General features: G+C 72.3%; 19 protein-coding genes and 1 pseudogene. 11 read left to right on the top strand and 9 right to left on the bottom strand.

Translation table 11 applies throughout. From position 1 onward, the window contains the following. Positions 1–26 precede the first annotated feature (26 nt). The 4 genes from AB0L06_RS16030 to AB0L06_RS16015 all read left to right on the top strand — a co-directional run bounded on the left by AB0L06_RS16030 (position 27) and on the right by AB0L06_RS16015 (position 4,319). Positions 27–812 carry an ATP-binding cassette domain-containing protein gene (locus tag AB0L06_RS16030; protein WP_500231745.1) on the top strand — a complete coding sequence of 262 codons (786 nt, stop codon included), beginning with the start codon at positions 27–29 and terminating at the stop codon, positions 810–812. Positions 813–823: 11 nt separating this feature from the next. Next, complete coding sequence (locus AB0L06_RS16025) at positions 824–2,086, top strand: sugar ABC transporter permease (RefSeq protein ID WP_500231744.1); 1,263 nt, start codon at positions 824–826, stop codon at positions 2,084–2,086. 239 nt (positions 2,087–2,325) lie between these two features. After that, a complete protein-coding gene (locus AB0L06_RS16020) occupies positions 2,326–3,084 on the top strand; it encodes an ATP-binding cassette domain-containing protein (protein WP_500231743.1) in 759 nt (252 codons plus the stop codon). Next, positions 3,081–4,319, top strand: a complete 1,239-nt coding sequence (locus AB0L06_RS16015; RefSeq protein WP_500231742.1) for an ROK family transcriptional regulator — start codon at positions 3,081–3,083, stop codon at positions 4,317–4,319. Before AB0L06_RS16020 ends, AB0L06_RS16015 begins: the two co-directional genes overlap by 4 nt. 9 nt (positions 4,320–4,328) lie before the next feature. Here AB0L06_RS16015 and AB0L06_RS16010 read toward each other — a convergent pair whose 3' ends face one another. Then, positions 4,329–4,895, bottom strand: a complete 567-nt coding sequence (locus AB0L06_RS16010; RefSeq protein WP_500231741.1) for a flavin reductase family protein — start codon at positions 4,893–4,895, stop codon at positions 4,329–4,331. A gap of 257 nt (positions 4,896–5,152) precedes the next feature. Here AB0L06_RS16010 and AB0L06_RS16005 point away from each other — a divergent pair, with 257 nt between their 5' ends. Together AB0L06_RS16005 and AB0L06_RS16000 are read left to right on the top strand one after the other, a co-directional pair. Continuing rightward, a complete protein-coding gene (locus AB0L06_RS16005) occupies positions 5,153–6,313 on the top strand; it encodes a thiolase C-terminal domain-containing protein (RefSeq protein ID WP_500231740.1) in 1,161 nt (386 codons plus the stop codon). Continuing rightward, positions 6,310–6,708, top strand: coding sequence for a Zn-ribbon domain-containing OB-fold protein (locus AB0L06_RS16000; RefSeq protein WP_500231739.1), 399 nt, complete (start codon positions 6,310–6,312; stop codon positions 6,706–6,708). The genes AB0L06_RS16005 and AB0L06_RS16000 overlap by 4 nt, the downstream gene beginning before the upstream one ends. Positions 6,709–6,776: 68 nt before the next feature. On the opposite strand, the gene AB0L06_RS15995 is transcribed toward AB0L06_RS16000, so the two are convergent. After that, positions 6,777–7,241 carry a hypothetical protein gene (locus tag AB0L06_RS15995; RefSeq protein WP_500231738.1) on the bottom strand — a complete coding sequence of 155 codons (465 nt, stop codon included), beginning with the start codon at positions 7,239–7,241 and terminating at the stop codon, positions 6,777–6,779. Between the two features lie 277 nt (positions 7,242–7,518). Between AB0L06_RS15995 and AB0L06_RS15990 the strand changes: the two genes are divergently transcribed. Further along, on the top strand, positions 7,519–11,352 hold the full coding sequence (locus AB0L06_RS15990) for an nSTAND1 domain-containing NTPase (RefSeq protein ID WP_500231737.1): 3,834 nt from the start codon (positions 7,519–7,521) through the stop codon (positions 11,350–11,352). Positions 11,353–11,359: 7 nt separating this feature from the next. Here the strand turns inward: AB0L06_RS15990 and AB0L06_RS15985 are convergent, their stop codons facing one another. From AB0L06_RS15985 to AB0L06_RS15970, 4 genes are all read right to left on the bottom strand, one after another. After that, complete coding sequence (locus AB0L06_RS15985) at positions 11,360–12,904, bottom strand: AMP-binding protein (RefSeq protein WP_500231736.1); 1,545 nt, start codon at positions 12,902–12,904, stop codon at positions 11,360–11,362. Between the two features lie 41 nt (positions 12,905–12,945). Further along, the gene (locus AB0L06_RS15980) at positions 12,946–13,998 is read right to left on the bottom strand and encodes a hypothetical protein (protein WP_500231735.1); all 1,053 of its coding nucleotides are present in this window, start codon (positions 13,996–13,998) and stop codon (positions 12,946–12,948) included. Next, on the bottom strand, positions 13,995–15,062 hold the full coding sequence (locus AB0L06_RS15975) for an LLM class flavin-dependent oxidoreductase (protein ID WP_500231734.1): 1,068 nt from the start codon (positions 15,060–15,062) through the stop codon (positions 13,995–13,997). The genes AB0L06_RS15980 and AB0L06_RS15975 overlap by 4 nt, the downstream gene beginning before the upstream one ends. A gap of 103 nt (positions 15,063–15,165) precedes the next feature. Further along, complete coding sequence (locus tag AB0L06_RS15970) at positions 15,166–16,332, bottom strand: lysylphosphatidylglycerol synthase transmembrane domain-containing protein (protein WP_500231733.1); 1,167 nt, start codon at positions 16,330–16,332, stop codon at positions 15,166–15,168. Between the two features lie 311 nt (positions 16,333–16,643). On the opposite strand from AB0L06_RS15970, the gene AB0L06_RS15965 reads away from it, so the two are divergent. Together AB0L06_RS15965 and AB0L06_RS15960 are read left to right on the top strand one after the other, a co-directional pair. After that, complete coding sequence (locus AB0L06_RS15965; protein ID WP_500231732.1) at positions 16,644–18,107, top strand: hypothetical protein; 1,464 nt, start codon at positions 16,644–16,646, stop codon at positions 18,105–18,107. 98 nt (positions 18,108–18,205) lie between these two features. Continuing rightward, positions 18,206–18,895, top strand: coding sequence for an HAD family hydrolase (locus AB0L06_RS15960; protein ID WP_500231731.1), 690 nt, complete (start codon positions 18,206–18,208; stop codon positions 18,893–18,895). 61 nt (positions 18,896–18,956) lie between these two features. Here AB0L06_RS15960 and AB0L06_RS15955 read toward each other — a convergent pair whose 3' ends face one another. From AB0L06_RS15955 to AB0L06_RS15945, 3 genes are all read right to left on the bottom strand, one after another. Further along, on the bottom strand, positions 18,957–19,352 hold the full coding sequence (locus AB0L06_RS15955; protein ID WP_500231730.1) for a hypothetical protein: 396 nt from the start codon (positions 19,350–19,352) through the stop codon (positions 18,957–18,959). A 98-nt stretch (positions 19,353–19,450) separates the two neighbouring features. Beyond that, positions 19,451–19,939 carry a ferritin-like domain-containing protein gene (locus AB0L06_RS15950; RefSeq protein WP_500231729.1) on the bottom strand — a complete coding sequence of 163 codons (489 nt, stop codon included), beginning with the start codon at positions 19,937–19,939 and terminating at the stop codon, positions 19,451–19,453. Continuing rightward, a complete protein-coding gene (locus AB0L06_RS15945) occupies positions 19,936–20,478 on the bottom strand; it encodes a hypothetical protein (RefSeq protein ID WP_500231728.1) in 543 nt (180 codons plus the stop codon). Before AB0L06_RS15945 ends, AB0L06_RS15950 begins: the two co-directional genes overlap by 4 nt. A 182-nt stretch (positions 20,479–20,660) precedes the next feature. On the opposite strand from AB0L06_RS15945, the pseudogene rimP reads away from it, so the two are divergent. Together rimP and nusA are read left to right on the top strand one after the other, a co-directional pair. Continuing rightward, a pseudogene (gene rimP / locus AB0L06_RS15940) lies at positions 20,661–21,260 on the top strand (ribosome maturation factor RimP); the annotation flags it as partial. A 208-nt stretch (positions 21,261–21,468) separates the two neighbouring features. Beyond that, positions 21,469–22,605 carry a transcription termination factor NusA gene (gene nusA / locus AB0L06_RS15935; RefSeq protein ID WP_500231775.1) on the top strand — a complete coding sequence of 379 codons (1,137 nt, stop codon included), beginning with the start codon at positions 21,469–21,471 and terminating at the stop codon, positions 22,603–22,605. Position 22,606 lies beyond the last annotated feature (1 nt).

Genomic DNA, 22,606 nt, shown 5'->3' with positions numbered 1-22,606 from the left:
CGCACGGCGAACCCGAAGGGAATGACGTGGCAGAAAACGGCGAACCCGTCCTGCGCCTGGTCGGTGTCAACAAGAGCTTCGGCCCGGTGCACGTCCTGCACGACGTGGACTTCACGCTCCGCCAGGGTGAGGTGATGGCCCTGGTCGGCGACAACGGCGCCGGCAAGTCCACCCTCATCAAGTGCATCGCCGGGATCCACCCGATCGACTCCGGCGCCATCGAGTTCGAGGGCCGCGAGGTCAAGGTCTCCGGGCCGCGCGACGCCGCCGATCTCGGTATCGAGATCGTCTACCAGGATCTCGCGCTCGCTGACAATCTCGACATCGTGCAGAACATGTTCCTCGGACGCGAGCAGCGCAAGGGCATCGTCCTCGACGAGGACGCGATGGAGCAGAAGGCCCGCGAGACGCTCGCGCGGCTGTCGGTCCGCACCGTCAAGTCCGTCCGGCAGCAGGTGTCGAGCCTGTCCGGCGGGCAGCGGCAGACCGTCGCCATCGCCAAGGCCGCCCTGTGGGACTCCAAGGTGGTCGTGCTGGACGAGCCGACCGCCGCGCTCGGCGTCGCGCAGACCCGGCAGGTCCTCGACCTGGTCCGCAGGCTCGCCGACACCGGCCACGCGGTCGTGCTGATCTCGCACAACATGAACGACGTGTTCGAGGTCGCCGACCGCATCACCACCCTGTACCTCGGCCGGGTCGCGGCGGAGGTCAAGCGCACCGACGTCACCCACGGCCAGGTCGTGGAGCTGATCACCGGGGGCCGCTCCGGCGACCTCGGTCTCGCTCCCGCGTCCGCCGCCGAGACCATCTGATAGGGGAAGCGATGTCCACCGACATCCCCAGGCTGGCGGACGCTGACTTCGCCGCCGACCGCCGGCAGCTCGACGTGCGCTCCGCGGTCTCCGACTACTGGGCGCGGGTGCGCGCGGGCGAGCTGGGCGCGATCCCGGCGATCCTGGCCCTGGCGTTCCTGTTCGTGCTGTTCACCGGCCTGCGCCCGGACACGTTCCTGTCCAAGGGCAACGTGGCGAACCTGTTCACCCAGGCGCTGCCGGTGACGATCCTCGCGATGGGGCTGGTGTTCGTCCTGCTCCTGGGCGAGATCGACCTGTCGGCGGGCGTGGCGAGCGGCGTCTGCGGCGCGGTCATGGCCAAGCTCATCGTCGAGTCCGGGCAGCCCTGGTACGTCGCGGTCATCGCCGCGATCGCGACCGGCGTCGTCATCGGCACCGCGATCGGATGGCTGGTCTCGGTCATCCGGATCCCGTCGTTCGTGGTGACGCTCGCGCTGTTCCTCGGCCTGCAGGGCATCACCCTGAAGCTGATCGGCAAGGGCGGCACCGTCCCGGTCCGGGACGACGTCATCGTCGCTCTCGCGAACAAGAACATGCCGCTCTGGCTCGGCTGGACGCTCGCCGTCCTGGTGTCGCTCGGCTACGCCGCCAGCCAGCTGCTGCGCTGGAACCGGCAGCGGCGCCGCGGCCTGCACGGCAAGCCCGTGCAGCTGGTCGCCGCGCGGGTGCTGATCGTCGCCGCGATCCTGCTGGTCGGGACGTTCGTGCTCAGCCTGGACCGCGCGCCGAGCCCGCTGGTCACCCTCGCGGGCATCCCGTGGGGCGTGCCGCTGGTCGCCGTCCTGCTCATCATCGCGACGTTCGTGCTGGACCGCACCGCCTACGGACGGCACCTGTACGCGGTCGGCGGCAGCGCCGAGGCGGCCCGCCGCGCGGGCATCAACGTCACCCGGATCCGGGTGTCGGTCTTCATGATCGCCTCCGGCATGGCCGCGGTGTCCGGCATCGTCGCGGCGTCCCGGCTGAACTCGGTCGCGACGGACTCCGGCGCGGGCAACACGCTGCTGTACGCGGTCGGCGCGGCCGTCATCGGCGGGACGAGCCTGTTCGGCGGACGCGGCCGGGCCCGGGACGCGATCCTCGGCGGCCTGGTCATCGCGACCATCGACAACGGCCTCGGCCTGCTCGGCATGGACGCCTACGCCAACTTCCTCATCACCGGCGGCGTCCTGCTGGTGGCGGCGGGCATCGACGCGCTCTCGCGCCGGCGCCGGTCGGCCGCCGGGCGATAGCGGGACGTCAGGTGCGCTTCCGGTCGCGCCCCGGGGACCCCGCCGACGCGGGGCCCCGGGGCGCGCCCGTCCCCACACGGGCCTCCTCCACGGCCGTCCCGGCGGGCCTCACCGCGGCCGGAAACGGCCCATGGGACGGGCCGGACGCGGTTGTGGGCCGGGACGGCGCGGCTGCTACGCTCAGCGGCCACGGCCGCTCCACGCGCGCGGGCGGCGCGGCTTGGTGGGAGCCCCCCGGAATGTCACAGACCCCTGTGTTGGACCTGCGCGGCATCGACAAGAGCTTCGGGCCGGTCCGAGTCCTTCAGCAGGTCGACTTCACCGCGTACGCGGGTGAGGTGACCGCGCTCGTCGGCGACAACGGCGCGGGCAAGACGACGCTGGTGAAGTGCATCGGCGGCATTCACCCGATCGACGGCGGCGAGTACCTCTTCGACGGCCGTCCGGTGCGTCCGTCCAGCCCGCGCGAGGCCGCCGGGCTCGGCATCGAGGTCGTCCACCAGGACCTCGCGCTCGCCGACAACCTGGACATCGTCCAGAACATGTTCCTCGGCCGCGAGCGCCGCCGGGGCCTCCTGCTGGACGAGCCGGCGATGGAGGAGCTCGCGCGCAAGACGCTCGCCGAGCTGTCGGTGCGGACGATCGGGTCCGTGCGGCGGAAGGTGTCGGAACTGTCCGGCGGGCAGCGGCAGACCGTCGCGATAGCCCGCGCGGTGCTGTGGGACTCGCGCGTGGTCGTGCTGGACGAGCCGTCCGCCGCGCTCGGCGTCGCGCAGACCCAGCAGGTGCTGGAGATCGTCCGGCGGCTCGCCGACCAGGGCCTGGCCGTCGTGCTGATCTCGCACAACATGAACGACGTGTTCGCGGTGTCGGACCGGGTCGCCGCGCTCTACCTGGGCCGGACGGTCGCGCAGGTGCGCACCGCCGACGTCACGCACGCCCAGGTCGTCGAGCTGATCACGGCCGGCCGCAGCGAGTCGCTGGGGATCCGCGGATGAAGGCGGGACCGTCACAGGAGGACATCCGGCGGCACAACCTCGGCACGCTGCTGCGGTACGTCCATGTCCGCGGCCCGGCGTCGCGGGCGACGCTCGCCGAGTCCCTCGGCCTGAACCGCAGCACGATCATGGCGCTGACCGCGGACCTCACCGCGGCCGGGCTCGTCCGGGAGGAGCTGCCGCGCAGCCCCGGACGCCGTGCCGGACGCCCGTCGCTCGTGGTCCGTCCCGAGTCCACGCGCGTGTACGTCCTGGCGTTCGACGTCGGCGTGGACCGGCTCGCCGTCGCGCGCGTCGGACTCGGCGGGGTCATCCTCGACCGGCGCGAGTCACCGCACGAGGGACGCGGTCCCGTGGAGCCGGCCGAGCTCGTCGGAACGCTCGCGGGGCTGGCCCGCTCGCTCGTCCGCAAGGCCGGGCGGGACGCCGTGTGCGTCGGCGCGGCCCTGGCGTTCCCCGGCATCGTCCGGCGCGGCGACGACGTGATCCGGTTCGGCCCGAACCTGCGGGTCGGGGACGTGACGCTCGGCGAGATGCTGTCCCGGCGGCTCGCGCTCGGCGTCCCGGTCGCCGTCGCCAACGACGCCAACCTCGGCGCGCTCGCCGAGCACGAGCGCGGCGCGGGCGTCGGCTACGACGACATGGTCTACCTGCACGGGGACGTCGGCGTCGGCGGCGGCATCATCGTCGGCGGGCGGCTGCTCGGCGGCCAGGACGGCTACGGCGGCGAGGTCGGCCACATGGGTGTCAACCCGGGCGGACGCACGTGCTCGTGCGGCGCGCGCGGCTGTCTGGAGTCGGAGGTGGGGGAGCGGACCCTGCTGACGCTCGCGGGACGCGCCGACCTGACCGGGATGACCAGCCGCGAGGCCGTCCGCACCATCGTGGACGCCGCCGACCGCGGCGACGTCGTCGCGCGCGACGCGCTCCACCAGGTCGGCACGTGGCTCGGCCGCGGCGTCGCGAACCTGGTCAACATCTTCAACCCGGGCCTGGTCGTCTTCGGCGGGACGCTGCGGGACGTCTATCTCGGCTCGGCCGCGCAGGTCCGCAGCGTCCTGGCGACGGAGGGGATGGCCGCGCCGCGCGAGAGCGTCCGGCTGCGGACGGCCCAGCTCGGCGACGACACCACGCTCGTCGGCGCCGCCGAGTTCGCGTTCGCCGACGTCCTGAACGACCCCCTGCACGTCCTCGCGCGCCTGCGCGACCCGGAAGGGGAGCCGGTCGGCTCGTAGCCCCCGGGGTCAGGCGAAGCTGCCGTAGGACCCCTTGTAGAACAGCAGCGGCTCACCCTCGTGGTGCTTGTCCAGGTGGTGGACGCGCGCGACGACGATGACGTGGTCGCCCGCGACGTGCTCGTTCTCGACCGAGACCTCGATCCAGGCGAGCGCGCCCTCGATGACCGGGCTGCCGCCGGGGGAGCCCGTCCAGGTGATGTCGGCGAACTTGTCGCCGCCCTTCAGCGCCAGCCGCTTGCAGACCTCGAGCTGCGGCTCGCTGAGGATGTTGATGCACAGCCGCTCGGCGTCGCGCAGCCGCGGCCAGGTCGTGCTGGTGTGGGCGACGCAGAACGCCACCAGCGGCGGGTCGAGCGAGACCGAGGTGAAGGAGTTGGCGGCCAGGCCGGTCGGACGGTCCGTCGCCGCGTCGATGCCGGTGATCGCGACGACGCCGGTCGCGAACCGTCCCAGGACGGAGCGGAACCGGGCGCTGTCGATGTCGGTGACCGCGCCGTCCGGCCGGGCGGCGCCCGTCCCGCCCGCTCCGGGCGCCGAACCGTTGGCCGTGTGCCCGTTCGGGGATCCGTGCATACGGCGTTCCACTCCCGGTCCGTGGCGTCGCTCGGCCGACCCGGTCGCCGGGAGCGCGGTGGCGTGTTCGGCCATCACACCCGTTCCCTTCTCTTAGCCAAGCGCTTGCTTGGACGATAGGCGGGCCCTCTCGATACTGTCAAGCGCGCCCCTTCCGGCCTTCTTCCCGTATCCGGACCTCTCCGGACAGAAAGATCAACCGCACCGGATGGTAAAGTCACACAAGCGCTTGCTTGTCTGTCTCGAGGAGGACGCCCGTGCCGGGATTCCGTGACCGGACCGCGATCGCCGGGGTCGGCTACACGCCGTTCAGCAAGGACTCCGGCGTCTCCACGCTCACCCTCGCCGTGGACGCGATCACCGCCGCCCTCGCCGACGCCGGCCTCACCGTGGACGACGTGGACGGCATCGCCACCCACCGCGTCGGCGACAGCACGCCCCCGTGGGTCGTCGCCCCGGCCCTCGGCGTCCCCGAGGTCACCTGGTACCTCGACCAGTTCGGCGGCGGCAGCGTCTCCCACTCCGTCGTCGCCCAGGCCGCCATGGCCGTCGCGTCCGGCATGGCCGAGACCGTCGTCTGCTACCGCGCCATCAACGCCCGCTCAGAGTTCCGCATGGGCGGCACAGGACGCGCCCCGGCGCCCATCTTCGACGTCCAGTACCAGGCCCCCTATGGCTACTTCGCCCCACCGCAGCAGTTCGCGATGTACACACGCGCGCACATGAGCCGGTACGGAACCACCCACGAACAACTGGGCCGCATCGCCGTCCGCCAACGCGAGAACGCGGCGAAGAACCCCCGAGCCCTGAAACGCGACCCGATCACCCTGGACGACTACCTCGCGTCCCGCTGGATAGCCGAACCCCTCCGCCTCCTCGACTGCTGCCTGGAGACCGACGGCGCCTGCGCCATCGTCGTCACCTCCCGCGCACGCGCACGAGACCTCCGCCGCGAACCCGTCCTCATCTCAGGCGCGGCCTGGGGCGGAGGCGACAGCATGTTCTCCGGCGCGGGCTCCACCCCGTCCGGCACCGACTGGACGGTCACCGAAGCCGCCCGCCTGGCCCCGCGCCTCTACAAGATGGCCGACGTCACCCCGTCCGACATCGACGTGGCCGAGCTCTACGACTGCTTCACCTACTCGGTCCTCGTCCAGTTGGAGGACTACGGCTTCTGCGCCAAGGGCGAAGGCGGCCCCTACGTCGAATCCAACGAGGGCCCACCCGTCAACACCCACGGAGGCTTCCTCTCCGAGGGCTACGTCCACGGCATCAACCACATCGCCGAAGCGGTCTCCCAACTACGCGGCGACGCCGGCGACAGACAAGTACAAGGTGCCCGAGTCGCCCTCTCGACCGCCCAGCCCGGCTACGTCCTCGCCGGAACCTCGGCCCTCATCCTCCGGAGCGACCAGTGATCGTCCGCCCCGAGCCCGACCGCGACTCCCGCCCCTGGTGGGAGGCCGTCCGCCGCCACGAACTGACCGTCCAGCAGTGCGCCGACTGCGGCCGACTCCGCTTCCCGGCCCGCACCATCTGCAACGCCTGCCGCTCCCGCGCCTCGGCCTGGACCCCCGTCTCAGGCCGCGGCCACGTCTACTCCTGGATCGTCAACCACCAGCGCTTCGCCCCGTCCATGACGGACCCGATCACCATCCTCGCCGTCCGCCTGGACGAAGGCGAAGACCTCCTCATGTACGGCAACCTGGCGGAACCCGCCGAGGTGCACGACGGTCTCGCCGTCGAGGCGGTCTTCACCGACCACGACGACGAGACCCTCGTGAACTGGCGGCCCCTCCACGACCGCCGCTGAGCGCGGCCCCTCTCCGACCGTCCGAGCTCCGCACCTCGTTCCGGAGAGGAACCGCGCCAGTCAATCGCCTACCACCAGCTGGTGCAGACGTCGAAGCCCACGCCCTTAACCCGGCCACACGCGCGGAACACGTGGCTCGCCTGGGAGCTGCTGTAGTTCGCGGGCGTCCACCAGCGCTGGCTGGGGCCGCCGCTCCAGAACGGCCCGCACTGCATGTTCGATTTGCCGCCGTCGTCGGAGACGTCGAGCCAGAACAGATCATCACTGGTGGTGATGCCGCCGATCACCGCCCAGCCCGCCTGGCGGCCGTTGATGGTGCCGACCACCAGCTTGATGGACTTGCCGTCCCCGCCGGGCAGCGTCCGCTGCTGCTCGACGCTGCCGTGCGGCAGGGAGGACGGCCACGGCCAGTCGGCGCAGTCCGCCACCGTGGCGGACGCGGCCGGCGCGGTGGCCACGGAGGCGAGGGAGGCCAGGCCGAGGCTCATGGCGGCGACGACTGAGGCCGCGCCGGTAAGGCGGATGTGTTTCATGGGTGTCCGGTGTTCCTTTCGTTCGGTCTGACTTGTGAAGGCGGTCGCCGCTTTGCGCGTTTCCCCTCCGAGCTGCGGCTTCCCCAGTTCTGTCAGCCACCGGGTTGTCTGGCGAGCCCCGTTTGTCACTCCAGACAATCTGGGCGGACGCACCCCGTGATCGCGAAGTAGGCGTTTTCCCGGATGGACGCCCCGCCGCGTCTTGATCAAGATGTGGGCGCGCGGCCAGGGCGTGGCGGCGCGGCACGAACCGGGGAAACGAAGCGAGGGACGGGCATTGGGGCGTCGCGAGAAACCGCTGGATCCAACGGACGGACCTGTCGCACGGTTCGCACTCGAACTCCGCAAGCTGCGGGACGAGGCGGGCGGGATCACCTACCGGGCTATGGCGGCCCAGGCGCACTACTCCACCGCGACCCTCGCCGACGCGGCCGCGGGACGTCGGCTCCCGTCCCGCGAGGTGGCCTTGGCTTACGTCACGGCGTGCGGGGGCGACCCCGAGCTGTGGGCCGGGCGCTGGGAAGAGGTCGCGGACGAGGTCGCGGAGCGGCCCTGCGACGACGGGCTCGTCTGCCCCTATCCGGGACTGGCGCGCTTCGAAACCGCGGACCGCGACCGCTTCTTCGGACGTGACCGGATCGTGGAACAGCTCGCCGCCCTCGTCGAGAGCCGGACGGTCAGCGTCGTGGTCGGACCGTCCGGGAGCGGAAAATCCTCCCTGCTGCGGGCCGGGCTGGCACCGCTTCTGGAGGACGCGGGTTCCGCAGTGCGGATCATCACCCCCGGACGCGGACCGTGGAGCGATCGCATCGATCCACCGGGCACGGACGGCGTCCTCATCGTGGACCAGTTCGAGGAGGTCTTCACGCTCTGCGCCGACCCGGACGAGCGGGCGCACTCCATCGACGCCCTCCTGGAGTTCGCCCACGCGGGCGACGGTGCACGCGTCGTCCTCGCCGTGCGCGCGGACTTCCTCGGGCACTGCGCACAGCACCGCGGGCTCGCCGAGGCCATCGGGGACGGCGCCGTCCTGGTGCCGCCCATGGGACCGGACGAGCTGCGCGAGGCCGTCGTCAAACCGGCCGCCACCACGGGACTGGTGGTGGAACGGTCCCTGACCGCCCGGATCGTCGACGAGGTCGCGCGGGAACCCGGCGGGCTCCCGCTGATGTCGCACACCCTGCAGGAGACCTGGCGGCGGCGCCGCGGCCGGACGCTGACCGAGGCCGCCTACGAGGCGGCGGGCGGCATCCGGGGCTCGATCGCCCGCACCGCCGAGGAACTCCACGACGAGCTGACCGTCCGGCAACGGGAGGTGGCCCGGCTCCTGTTGCTGCGCCTGGTCAGCCCGGGCCGGGGGACCGAGGACACGCGCCGTCCCACCGCCGTCGCGGAACTCGACGTCGGTGAGGGGGACGAGGCCGGCGCCGTGCTCGAACGGCTCGTCGCCGCCCGGCTGGTCACCCTCGACGAGGGCACGGCCGACCTGGCGCACGAGGCGCTGCTGACGGCCTGGCCCCGGCTGCGCGAATGGATCGATCAGGACCGGGACCGGATTCGCGTCCAGCAGCGGATGACGGAGGCCGCCGACGGCTGGGACGCCCTCAGCCGCGACCCCGGCGCGCTCTACCGGGGCGTGAACCTGGCCGTGGCCGAGCGGAGCTTCCATGGCGGCCGGGACGGGCTGACCCCGCTGGAGCGGACGTTCCTGGACCGATCCGTCGCCGCGCGCGAGAGCACCCGGCGCCGGCGTCGCGCGCGAACCGTCGTCCTGTCGGCGCTGCTGGCCGTCGCCGTCCTGGCGTCACTCGTGGCCTGGCAACAGAACCGGGTCGGCGACCGGCGGCGTACCGAGGCCGCCGCCCGCCGCGCCGCCGACGTCGTGGAGAGCCTGCGCTCCTCCAACCCGACCACGGCGATGCGGTTGTCCCTGGCCGCCGCCGGGATCGCCGACCTTCCCGAGACCCGCTCGGCTTTGCTGGCCGCCGCCTGGCAACCCGAACAGGCCGCCTTCACCGATCCCACCAGCGGCCCCACGGTGATACGCAGGCTCAGCACCGACGGACGGACGCTGACCAGCATCGGCGCCGACCAGACGACCCGATGGGACCTGGACACCGGCCAACGCGTTGGACTCTGGCCCGGTCTGGGGAAGGACGCCGAACAGGCGGGGACCCTGCGCTCGGACGCCCCGGTCGTCCCGGTGTTCACCAAGAAGTGGTTCAACGGCACGTTCTTCCTGCGCGACCCTGCCACGGGCCGAGCCACGGCGGAGTTCCCCGGCGACGCGGGTGTGGGCGTGGAGGTGGGGCCGGGCGGTGATCGGGTCATCGAGTACCCCTGGTACTCCGACGCGTTCGTGGTCCGGCTGTGGGATGTGGTCGGTCGCCGTCGGCTGCTCGAGCTGAGCTTCCCGCGCGATCGTGACAAGGTCATCGAACCGTCCGGCGACGCGTTCGAGGGGTACTCCCTCGACCGGCGGCTCATGCGCGATCACCGCTACGGTTCTTTGAGCGATGTCGCCTACCCGGACGCGACGCTCAGCCCCGACGGCGGCCGCCTCGCGGTGTGCGTCTCGGGCGAACGGATCCGGATCTGGGACGTTCGGAGTGGACGACGCCTGTCCACGCCCTGGGCTCCGCGAACAGCGGGTAACGAGTGCTTGAGGGAGCACGTCCTGTTCACCCCTGACAGCAAGGGACTCGCTCTCGTCGACGACGACGGCATGCGCGTTTGGGACATCGCGTCCGGGCGCCAGACCGCCGGCGTCACCCACACCGCACTGAAAGAAGCGGCCTTCAGCCAGGACGGCACTCATCTGGTCGCGACCGACGGAGCAGAGATCCTGCTGTGGAGGCTCGACCAGCCCGGTACGCCCGTCTTCCGGTACTCGCTCACCGGCCGACAGGCCACCGACCTCCGGGTCGACCCCCGCGCGGGGCGCATCCGGTACATAGGCGGCCCCCCGAACGCGGAGCGGACGGTCTACACCCTCACCCTCGGGAACCCCGGAGCCCGCTGGCAGAAGGCCCCCGCCACTGCGGCGGTCTTCGCCCGCAACGGAACCGCGCTGGCCGACATGCGGCCTGGCCCGGACGGCCATACCCTCCAGGTCCAGCTTTCCCGGCCGGATACAGGACGGACTCTCGGTGAGCTGCCGCCGGTTCCATGCCGGACGGGTTACTCTCCCCCAGAGCCACCCGCACCGCAGTGCCTTCCGCTGCTCGCCTTCAGCGGCGATGGAAACTCACTCCTCTTCGGCGCCAGCGGCTTGGGAAGCGGCCCAGGCCGGAACAACCTGACTTTCTGGGACATGCGTCGGCAGAGCGCCACGCCGTTGACGGGCCTGAGTGACAGGACCATCGCGAACGTCGCGTTCGGCCCGGGGGACGGGGCGCTGATCCTCTCGGAACTCACCGAGGGAAAGGGGGCCACGGCCGTCGTCCGGCTCTGGGATTCCCGCCGCCGGGCCACCGTCGCGACCATGCCGGTTCCCGACACGGGAGACGGCGGCGGTGTGCCGGCCGTGGCCCTGCACCCTGACGGCCGCCTGCTCGTCACCGACCGGTCCTTGGCGTACGAGCTTCCCTCGGGACGGCCTCGGCCCTCGGGGGACGGACCTGGCGAGGTCCTGGTCATGGCCTTCAGCCAGGACGGCGGCATGCTCGCCGTCGGCGACGCGGCGGGCCGGGTCGGCCTGTGGAACGGTGCCGCCACCAGGCGTCTCGGCGAACTCGCCGGAGGCGAATCCGAGACCGGCGGCGTCTGGGCCCTGGCCTTCTCCTCGGACGGCCGGGCGTTGGCGGTCGCCACCCGGGCGGGCACCGTTCGTCTATGGGACACCCGCTCGCACCGGCCCATCGGTTCTCCGCTGCCGGTTCCCGGCGATACCCCACTGGCTCTGGCGTTCAGCGCCGATGGCGACACCCTCTACGTCTCGGGCAAACGGGTACCGCTGGAGCGCTACCGCATCGATCCTGAAAGCGCCCGGACCGCTGTCTGCCAACGCGCAGCAGGCGGCCTGACCCCAGCCGAGTGGAAGCGCCTCATCCCGGACGTCCCCTACCGGCAGACCTGCCCCACCGCCGCCGGACCCCGCCCTCAGCGCTGAGCCGGGCTCAACTCGCTCGCTCGGCGGCAGCGCGGGCGTGCAGGGTGGGCTTGTCGATTTTGCCGTTGGCGTTGACCGGCAAGGCGTCCACCAGGATGACCCGGCGAGGGACCTTGTAGTTCGACATGTTGTCCCGGGCCCACGCGATGACGGCGTCCGGGACGACCTCCCGCCCCGGGGGCGGGACGACAAAAGCCCAGCCCACCTCGCCCTGCCGCTCGTCCGGGACGCCGATCACCGCCACCTGGGAGACGTCCGGGCAGGCCAGCAACAGCCCCTCGATCTCGGCCGGATAGGCGTTGAAGCCGGAGACGATGAACATCTCCTTCTTGCGGTCCACGATCGAGACGTTGCCCGCGTCGTCCACGACACCGATGTCGCCGGTGTGGAGCCAGCCCTCGGAGTCCACCGCCTCGGCGGTGCGTTCCGGGTCGTTCCAGTAGCCGCGCATGACGCCGTAGCCGCCGACCAGGATCTCGCCCGGCGAACCAGGGGCCAGATCGCGGCTGTCGTCGTCCACCACGCGCACCGAGACGCCCGGCACCGGACGCCCCGTCGAGCCGGCGATCACCTCGACCGGGTCCTCCGGACGGGTCATCGAGACGACCGTGCCCTCCATCAGGCCATAGGCATTGATCATGCGCTCGATCCCGACGCGGTCCACCAGGCGGCGGATCAGCTCGGGCGGGACGGCGGCCGCGCCGCAGATCAGGACGCGCAGGGACGACACGTCGCGGCCGTCCAGCTCGTCCAGGATCCTGAAGAACACCGGCGGCGCGCCCGCCAGGACGCTGACCCGGTTCTCCTCGATCAGGTCGAGCAGGCCGGACGGGTCGAACCGCGCGATCGGCATCATCGTCGCGCCCCGCAGGACGCACGCGAGCAGCCCGGCGTTGATGCCGAAGCCGTGCGAGAACGGTGCGATGACCGGATAGCGGTCGCCCTCGCGCAGGGTGACGATCTCCGCCCAGTCCCAGTAGCCGCGCAGCAGCTGGGAGTGGTGCAGCATGACGCCCTTGGGGGCGCCGGTCGTGCCGGACGTCGCCATGATCGAGGCGATGTCGTCCCGGCCGACCGAGAGCGCCCGCTCCGTCGCCTCCGAGGGGGACGTCTTCTCTCCCAGCGCAAGGAAGTCATCCCAGCTCAGGGCCCCTGAGGGAGGCGCGCCAGTCCCCAGGACGACCCGGTGCCGCAGCTCGGGCAGGTCGGCGTCCGCGATCATGTCGAGGTAGGACGTCCCCATGAAGCCCTCGGCGGCGAGCAGCACGGACGCGCCGACCTTGCCGAGCAGCCCGGCCGCCTCCAGCCCCTTGAACCGGGTGGACACCGGCGCGATGATCGCGCCGACGTCCCAGACGCCGTAGGCGGCGACGACCCAGTCCGGGCGGTTCGGGGCCCAGACGGCCACCCGGTCGCCCGGCTGGACGCCGAGCGCGATCAGCGACCGCGCCACCTCCGACGCGCGCGAGGCCAACTCCGCGAGGGAAAGGCGGACGTCCCCGGCGACGACGGCCAGGACGTCCGGATGGTGGGCCGCCTGGGATCGGAGCATGCGCGGGATCGTCCCCCACGCGGGGACGGCCTCGAGATCCATCACACCCCCAGCGCGGACCGGTCGCGGCCGAGGTGGTGGCCGCGGGTGTCGGTGACGGTGCCCGGACGGCGCGACTCGACGACCTCGTCCGCCACCACGACCTCGATGGACACCGGGGTCAGCGCGTACAGGGCCTGCGTGATGCGGCCCTTCCACATGGGGTTCCGCACGAGCGTGTCGCGGTTGAACCAGACGTGCAGCGCGGCGGCGTCGAGGGTGCCCTCACGGGCGATCCGCAGGTCCCAGTGCGCCACGCCGTCGATCTTCGACAGCGCCGCCTCCAGCTTCGGGACGGAGATCCAGCGCCCCCTGACCAGCACGTGTTCACCCAGCGTGTGCGCGGGGGAGGGCACGCCGTCCTCCCCGCCCGAGAGCCGCACCGCATGCCCCGTCCGCCGCACCTCGTCACCGGCGAACACGACCAGCTCGGCGACCCCCGCATCAAAAGGAGCCTCCAAAAGAGCGTCCTTGTCCGCGGGCGCGAGCCCGAGCAGTCCGTCCCGCACCGCCGTCAGCACCGCATCGGACGGCCGCTTCCACGCGATCGGAACCCCAAGGAACGGATCGACATAAAGCTCCAGAACCTCCGCCTCGAACTCAGCAGCGAGTTGCGCAGCCGTATTGGCCGAAGGGATCTCACCCACCAGCAGAACGCGTTCCAATTCCAGGTCGAGCGGGTCGAGCAGGAACTCCAGATGCAGCCGCGCGAGCAGATCCATCGCGCCCGTCGGGGTGATGACCAGCGTCGTCGCCCCGACGGCCTCCAGCGCCGAGTGCAGCCGCATCCGCCCCCGCGCCCCCACCGACACGGAGGCCGCCGCGAAGGACGCCGCCGCCCGCGCGATCAGCGATCCGCTCGGCTCGCCGTCGTCGTTCAGCGCGACCACCACCCGGTCGGACGGCCCGACCCCCGCCGCGCGCAACGTCTCGGCGGCGATCTCGACCGCGTCGTCCGGCAGCGGGACGACCAGGTCGCCCTCGGAGGAGACCGCGAGCGGCCCCCGCGCGCCCGTCCCGGCAGGGAACCCGTGCCTGGTCAGCCAGCGGCTCACTGCGCGACCTCCTGCATGAAGAGCTTCATCGAGTCGCAGACGTGCTCGTGCGCGAGCCCGCCGACCTGCGCCTGCAGGATCAGGTCGGTGGCGCCGGCCGCCTCGAGCGCCTCGACGGCCTTCCGCGAGCCCGCGACGTCGTCGATGACGACCATGGTCTGCTCGCGCAGCACGGCCATCGCCTCGTCCGGCGGCATCCCTACGGCCTGCTGGCCGAGGACGCGGTGGGTGGCGTGCCGCGCGTCGGTGTAGCCGGGCGGCGCGACCAGGTTGATCTGCCGGCGCAGGTACCACAGGACGGCGTCCGCGGCGGTGTCCACGGCCTCCTGCTGGGTCGGCGCGACGTACCAGGGGATCATCAGCGCGATCCGGCGCGAGTCCGGATCGAAGCCGTTGTCGGCGAGGCATTGCTTGTACTTCGCGATGTCCTCGGCGACGTCGTCCAGGCCCTTGAGCATCGTCATGCCGAGCAGGTTGTAGCCCTGCTTCGCCGCGGCGAGATAGCCGTCCAGGGACGTGGAGGCGACCCAGACCGGCGGATGCGGCTCCTGCACCGGACGCGGATAGACCCCCACGTCCGGGATCTCGAAGAACTCGCCGCTGCGGCTCACCGGACGCCCGTCCGCCTCCCAGATCGCCAGGACGGCCTCCAGGTGCTCTTCCCACAGCTTGCGCGACTGCTCGAACGGCCGCTGGAACGCCTGGTACTCCAGCGGGGACGCGCCGCGCCCCGTGCCGAACTCGACCCGTCCGTTCGAGATCACGTCCAGCGTGGCGACCCGTTCGGCGGTCCGGATGGGCGACTGGAACGGCAGGAGCACCACGCCCAGCCCCAGGTGGATCCGCTCCGTCCGCTGCGAGATCCCGGCCAGCACCAGATCCGGCGCGGACGAGTGGGAGAAGCCCCGGGTGAAGTGGTGCTCGACGAACCACGCGGTGTCGTAGCCGAGCCGGTCGGCCAGCACCACCTGCTCCATGACGTTGTGGAACGCCTGCCGCTCCACCTCGCGGGAGCGGCCGCGCACCTCGAGTTCGTAACCAAGGCTGACCCGTAGCGACGTCATGAAGCCTCCGAGCGGTTCCGCAGTGCTGTCAGAGACAAGATAACCAAGCGCTCGCTTGGGACGCTAGTCACGGTGGCGCCCGGAAGCGCGTCACACGCGGACGTCAGCTACGGGGTTGCTCGGCGGAGCGGGGCATCTGGACGGGCGGGTACGGGGTCAGGGGCGCGAAGCTCGCGCATCCTTCGGCGGCGACACGTCCGGCCCGCTTGAGGACCGCGCGCGCACGAGCCCCGGCGCGCTCCTGAAGGGCCAGCCAGGCGACCCAGCCCACCCCCACGACGCCCCAGTAGGAGACCAGCCGGTAGAGGCCCACGGCGGCGGCCGCCGGGGCGACGGCCGCGCCGAGCGCGACCAGTGAGGCCGCCATGCTCGACTCGATCGCGCCGATGCCGCCCGGCAGCAGCGGGAGCAGGCTGCCCGCCGCCTGAGCGGCGAAATAGGCGAGCGTCACGCCGGTCGGGTCGAGGTCGAGGCCGACAGCGCGGGCCGCCGCGAACAGCGCGAGGATGTCGCAGACCCAGTTCATGACGGCGAACACCGCGAGGACGCCGACGTCGCGCACGCGGGGACGCAGCAGGAGCGCCGCGTCCAGCAGCTTGTCGGCCCACGGCGCGACCTTCGGGTGCGCGGTCAGCCGGCGGTGCGCCCACCGGAACGGGACGGCCAGCCGCACCCGCAGCGGACGCACCAGCAGCATCGGCGCGAGCACCAGCGCCGCTCCGGCCGGATAGGACAGCGCGGTCAGCGCCGGGCCGCGCGCGATCGGGTCGGTGAGCAGCGCCAGCAGCCCGATCAGCGTGTACGTGCCGGTCGTGATCACGCCGCCGACCACGATCACCGCCGTGGCCACCCGCGCGGACGCCCCGGACCGCCGGAACTGCTGGAAGGTGAAGACCACGCTCACCGCCGGACCGGCCGGGAGCGTGGTGGACAGCGCGTTGCCCGCATAGGTGATCGCGAACGCGCGGCGCACCGGCATCCGGTGCCCGCCGATCCGCAGCAGCCGCCGCTGGAGCCGGGCGAACGCGCCCATCGACAGCGCCTCGGCGAGGACGACGACCACCAGCCACAGGCGGTCGGCGTCGAGCGTGGCCTTCCACATCGCGCCGAAGTCGGGGAGCTTGTCGCCGAACAGGGCCAGCGAGCCGAGCGCCACCAGGACGAGCCCCCACTGCACCAGTGCGCCGATCCGCCGCGCACGCCGCGAGCGCGGGTCCCTCGACGCGCCGAGCGGCAGATCCGGCCCCTCCGGGCCCGCTGACCGCGCCACTTCCGTTGCGTCCGAAACGCCGACGGCGGAGGACGCGTCGTCCTCCGCGGAGACGGGCGCAGCGACGGAAGGCGTCGTGCCCACGGTCACCTCGCAAACTCGCTCAGCTGGGGCAACCCCGCGATCAGTAAGAGTGTTCCCCGTCACTGGTCACGAAATCGCAAAGTGAGTCCCATCACACGGGACCCATGCTTGGGAGTGTCCATCCTGCACGGAATTGCCGGATTCCATACGCTTTTGTTGATCTTCGGTCCGTCATCGGGCCAACCCCCCGGTCACCGCGGGCCGAACCCTTCCGGGAAGGACCCTCCATGCCCCCCAGCATGCCCAGCCTCCGCCTGCCCTCCAGGCGCGTCTCGATCGTGCTCGGCGTCGCCGCCGGCGCCGTGGCCACCGGCCTGGTCGCCACCGGGATCGCCGCCACGAACGATTCCGGGGACACGGTCTCCGCCGCACCGCGCGCGGCGATCTCCACGACACCGGGCCAGACGTCGACACTGTCCGGGGTCTCGTTCCAACTGAAATGGAAACCCACAGATCCGGCGGCGATGACCGCGCTGGACCGCGTGGTCGCCGACAAGCGCACCGCGATGAAGGCCGTGTCCTTCCGCGACGTGGCCGCCGACACCACCGACCTGCGCCGCCTCACCTGGAAGTCCGGCTGCGGCAAGACCGCTCAGTCGGCCGTCTCCGCGCTGAACGCCAAGGTCAAGGTCGGCGCGTGGTGCCCGGACTTCCGCACCGGCAAGAACGACGAGGGCACGCCGAACTGGATCCCGCAGGGTGTCGCCACCAGCCGGACGAGCCAGTTCGACGGCCTCGCGCTCAGCTGGTACCACGTCAAGGACCCGAAGGCGGCGAGCCCCGTCACCGACATGGCGCGGCTGAGCGTCGGCAGGCGTCCCGAGGTGAGCAAGACGGGCGGGTACCACTCCGTCCAGCTCGCCATCCCGACCCGCGACGCGTCCGGCAAGGTCGCGGCCAAGGACGTGAGCGTCGACCTCGGAGGCGCGGGGGGCGGCATGAGCGCCCAGGGCGTCGCCGAGGCCCCGCAGCATGCGGGCGGCGTGTCGATCGTCGGGAACTACGCCTACCTCGCCGACACCGCCAACGGCCTGCGGGTCTACGACCTGCGTCGCACCTACAAGGTGACGCCGGGCGGCGGTTTGGGCGTCGGCTCCGACGGCAAGTTCCACGCGCACGGGGAGCGCTACGTCCTGTTCGAGGTCGGCCGCTACCAGTTCGACCGGACGGCGTTCGGCAGCTGCCCGGCCTGGACCGTGAAGCCGGGCGCGCTGAACAAGCAGCTCTGCTTCAGCACGGTCTCCTACGACCCGACCTACCCGACGCCGAGCCTGGTGACCGCCGAGTACAAGCTCTCCGGCGGGCTCAGCTCGGCCCGTCCGGCCCGCATGGTCCGGTGGCCGCTCGCCTCGAGCGGGATGCTGGCCGCGAGCGGCGGCGTGGTCACGTCCAAGGCCGTCTACGGGACGGTCACGCCGAACATCCAGGGCGCCGCGGCCTTCTACAAGTCGGGGCAGGGCACGACGATCTACTACTCGGTCAGCGGCGGCGGGACGACCCGTCCCGGCAAGATCATCAGTGACCGCGCGGGCCGCGACCCGTACACGCTCACCGGGGTGATCGGCGGCGAGTCCTTCGCCTTCGACCCCTACGCGGGCGGCGACCGCATCTACGGCGTCACCGAGCACGCCGGCAAGCGGATGGTCTACTGGGCCTACCGCAAGGACCTGCAGCCCAAGGGCGACCGCTGATCCACCCCCCTCCGGGGGCGTTCCGCCATGCGGGGCGCCCCCGACCCGTGTCACGAGCCGGGAGGCGAACGTCACCGCCCGTGGCTACGATTCCGGACATGAGCGTCAAGGCCGTGATCTTCGACTGGGGCGGCACGCTGACCCCCTGGCACGACATCGACATCGCCCGCATGTGGCGGGAGGTCTGCGCCACCGGCCTGGACCCGGACCTGGCCGCGGACGCGGCCGCCCGCCTGCACGCCGCCGAGGACGAGCTGTGGCGGCGCGGCAGGGACGAGCACCGCAGCGCCACCCTGGACGAGGTCTTCGCGACCGCGGGCGTCGACCCCAGCGAGACCCTGCTCACCGCCATCTACGAGCTGTGGGCCCCGCACACCCTCATCGACCCCGCCGCCCCCGGCCTCCTGCGCGAGCTGCGGGCGCGCGGCGTGAAGGTCGGTGTGCTGTCCAACACCATGTGGACGCGCGACTGGCACGAGCGCATCTTCGCCCGCGACGACGTGCTCGGCCTGCTCGACGGCGCGGTCTACTCCAGCGAGATCCCGTGGACCAAGCCGCACGCCGAGGCGTTCCGCGCCGCGATGACCGCCATCGACGTGGACGACCCGTCCACGTGCGTTTTCGTCGGCGACCGCCCCTTCGACGACATCCACGGGGCCAAATCGGCCGGGATGCGCGCCGCCCTCATGCCGAACAGCACCGTCCCGACCTGGCGGACCGAGCCGGACGCCGTCCTGCACGGCGGCCTGGCCGACCTGCTTCCGCACATCGACCACTGGTCCGCCTGACACGCGAAGGGGCGGGGCCCAAGGCCCCGCCCCCCAGCGGCCGAACAACTCTGCCGACGCCCTACCGGGCCTTCTCGCCCTTCTCTGACTTCTTGGCCTTCTCGGCCTTGGTCGAGGGCTCCGCACCCGCCTCCGTCGAGGCGTCCCCGGCCTTGCCGGTGGCCTTGCCCGCGTCCTTCTGGGCGAGGTCGGCGTCGGTCCCGAGCGGGAGGCCGAGCTGGTCGCGGACGGACCCGAGCAGCCGGTCGACCCGCGCCTGGAGACTGGCCAGGTTCGCGCGCGCCACGTCCGCCTCGGCCTTGGCCCGGCGCGCCTGGCGCCTGGCCTCGTCGCGCTCGGACGCCAGGTGCGCCAGCTGCGCCTGGTAGGCCGCCTTCAGCTCGTCGAGCGAGGACTTCGCCGACGAGGACGCCGTCACCGGCGCCGCGGACGTGGATTTCTCATGCATCCCGGACATGACGGTCTGGATTCCTTCCCCCGATGGCCCCAGTACCTGCAAAGCGGACTAACGAGAACTAAAGCCTCGCAGTTCCCAGAATAGGACCGTCCGAAGGATCAGCCGCCGGAGCCTCCCGGCTCGGGGGCGGGGGCCAGCGCCGAGTCCGGCAGCCCCGGGAACGCGCTGGACGGCCCGGTCACCCGCCCCGCCCCCGACATCGCCTGCCAGCGCACCGAACGCGCCATGGCCTGCTGCATCTCACGTGCCGCGATCGTCCGCAGCGCCGGATCGGGCGTCCCCGCCAGCCCCGTGTACGCCGTCACCAGAGCGCGCTCCAGCGCCGCCGCGAGCTGCGCCGCCGTCCGCCCCGACACCGGACGCACCGGCAGCTTGTAGACGGGGGAGGCCGCCACGGCCCGGACGCCCCGCGCCGCCAGTCGCGTGATCAGGTCGTCGCGCTGGGCCCGGTGGTCGTCCCAGATCGTGCGGGCGGTGTCCTGCGTGGCCCCGCGAAGCCTGGCCCCGAGCACCCCGTACCCGTACACGGCGGCGTGCTCGGCCTTCAGCGCCTCCTGGAGCGCCGAGACCGCCGTCACCTCACTCACGACGCCCTCCCCAGCGCCTCGACGTGCCCGGCCTCACACGCGCCGATGCTCGCCAGCACCTGCGCCAGCCCCGCGTCCACCTTCGCGACGTCCGCCGCCAGCCGCGCCGCCGCTCCCGTCTCGGCCCGCCGAAGATCGGCCAGCACCGCCGCGGCGCCACCGGAAGGGGCTGTGACCTGCGGAGATGGCGGAATCTTGCCACCCTCGCCGGCCCGCCGTCCCGACCCCGGGACGTAGTGGCGGCGCAGGACGGCCAGGTGCGAGCGGTGGTGGGCGAGGACCGGATCGAGCAGCCAGGCCAGACCGGCGTGCGCCGAGCGCGCCGCCTGGTAGCGGGCCACCAGGTCCTGTTCGGCGGTGATCGCCGTCACCAGGACGGGCAGCGCGGAGGTGTCGGCCTTCGTGGGCCGGACCGCCCTGCAGCCGCCGAGCAGCGGCAACGCGGGCAGGGTGAGGGCGGCGGAACCGCCGAGCAGCGACCGGCGCGACAGCGCCCCGGGAAGCGTGGACAGGCCCTTCCCGGCCCCGGCCTCGGGCACGCGCGACTCCTCACCGGATCATGATGGTGGGTGGAGTGCCCAAGCATCCCACATCCCGGCGGTGGCGGCGGCCCGGCGGCACGCCGGTGAGCTGTCCGAAAGGCCGCTGAGGTGTCCGGCTGTCGATAGTCTTGAGGGGTCACCGGACACACGGTGGAAACCGCACAACAGGAGGAGGTCCCATGAGCGTCGAGTCCCGTGGCGGCAGCGCTCACCGGGGCCGTGCCGACGAGGCCGCCCCGACCGGGGGCCCGGCCGCGCAGGCCGGGGCCAAGCGGCCCCGCGACGAGACGGCCGCCGAGCTGATCCGGCTGCTCACGCCCGAGGTGGCGGGCGCCGGGTTCGATCTGGAGGCGGTCGAGGTGCGTCCGGCCGGACGCCGCCGGCTCGTCAAGATCGTCGTGGACGGCGACGACGGGGTCAGCCTCGACGACGTCGCCGACATCAGCCATGCGGCCTCGGAGCTGCTGGACGCCTCCGACGTGATGGGCGCCGCCCCGTACGTGCTGGAGGTCACCTCGCCGGGCGTCGACCGCCCGCTCACCGAGGCCCGGCACTGGCGGCGCGCCGCCGGGCGGCTGGTCGAGGTGCCCCTGGCGGGTGACGAGGCCGGCCAGATCGAGGGCCGCGTGGTCTCCGCCGACGACGAGACCGTCGTCATCGACGTCCTGCCCGCCAAGGGCAAGAAGGGCGCCAAGGGCCGTCCGGTCAAGCCGGTGCGGCGCGAGTTCGCGCTCGCCGACCTCGGCCCGGGCCGCGTCCAGGTCGAGTTCCGCTCCGACGCGGACATCACCGCCGGCAAGGGCGCGGACGCCGACACCGCCGACGACGACGCGGACCTGGACGCCGACCAGGACAGTGAAGCCGAGATCGACGCCGCTGCGGACGAGCACGGCGACGAGGAGCCCGTGGACGACCTCGCGGGCGAGGCCGAGGAAACACGTTCTCCGGCCGAGCCGGAATAGAGGGGGGAGCCTCGTGGACATCGACATGACAGCCCTGCGGCTGCTGGAGAGCGAGAAGGACATCTCGCTGGACGTCGCGATCAAGGCGATCGAAGACGCTCTGCTGATCGCCTACCACCGGGGCGAGGACGCGGCCACCCGCGCGCGCGTCGAGCTCGACCGCTCGACCGGGCACGTCACCGTGTGGGCGACCGAGACCGACGAGGAGGGCACGGCCGTCCGGGAGTTCGACGACACCCCGGACGACTTCTCGCGCATCGCGGCGACGACGGCCAAGCAGGTCATCCTGCAGAAGCTGCGCGACGCCGAGGACGAGCTGACCCTGGGCGAGTTCGCCGAGCGCGAGGGCGACATCGTCTCCGGGGTCATCCAGCAGGGCAAGGACCCGCGGAACGTGCTGGTCGACCTCGGCAAGCTCGAGGCGATCCTGCAGCCGCAGGAGCAGGTCCCCGGTGAGCGGTACGAGCACGGCGAGCGCCTGCGCGCCTACGTGGTGCAGGTCCGCAAGGGCCACCGCGGCCCGTCGGTGCAGCTGTCGCGCACCCACCCGAACCTGGTGAAGAAGCTCTTCGCGCTGGAGGTCCCGGAGATCGCCGACGGCACCGTCGAGATCGCCGCGATCGCCCGCGAGGCCGGCCACCGCACCAAGATCGCGGTGCGCTCGCGCAAGCCCGGCGTGAACGCCAAGGGCGCCTGCATCGGCCCGCTGGGCAGCCGTGTCCGTAATGTGATGGCCGAGCTGCACGGCGAGAAGATCGACATCGTGGACTGGTCGGACGACCCGGCCGAGTTCGTCGGAAACGCGCTCTCACCCGCCCGGGTCAACAGTGTGACCGTGGTGGACGAGGCCGCCCGCACCGCCCGCGTGGTGGTGCCGGACTACCAGCTCTCCCTGGCCATCGGCAAGGAGGGGCAGAACGCCCGGCTCGCCGCGCGGCTGACCGGCTGGAAGATCGACATCCGCTCCGACACCGAGTCGGCGGGCGGTCCGGCGGGCCAGGCGGGGCAGTCCGGCGGACGCTCCGAGGGCGGCGCCGGTGCGGCCGGCGGGTCCCGGAACCCCTCCGAGGACACCCCTCGGCAGGGCGACGAATCGGGCGAAAACGGGCCTTCTTCGTCCGCGGCCCCGGCCGCAGGTCCCGCAGACGCCTCGGCACGGTAGA

The organism is Spirillospora sp. NPDC052269 (assembly GCF_040679435.1).
GTDB lineage: Bacteria > Actinomycetota > Actinomycetes > Streptosporangiales > Streptosporangiaceae > Spirillospora.
The sequence above is the reverse complement of the archived record's forward strand: the minus strand, read 5'-3'. Positions and strand labels throughout refer to the sequence as shown.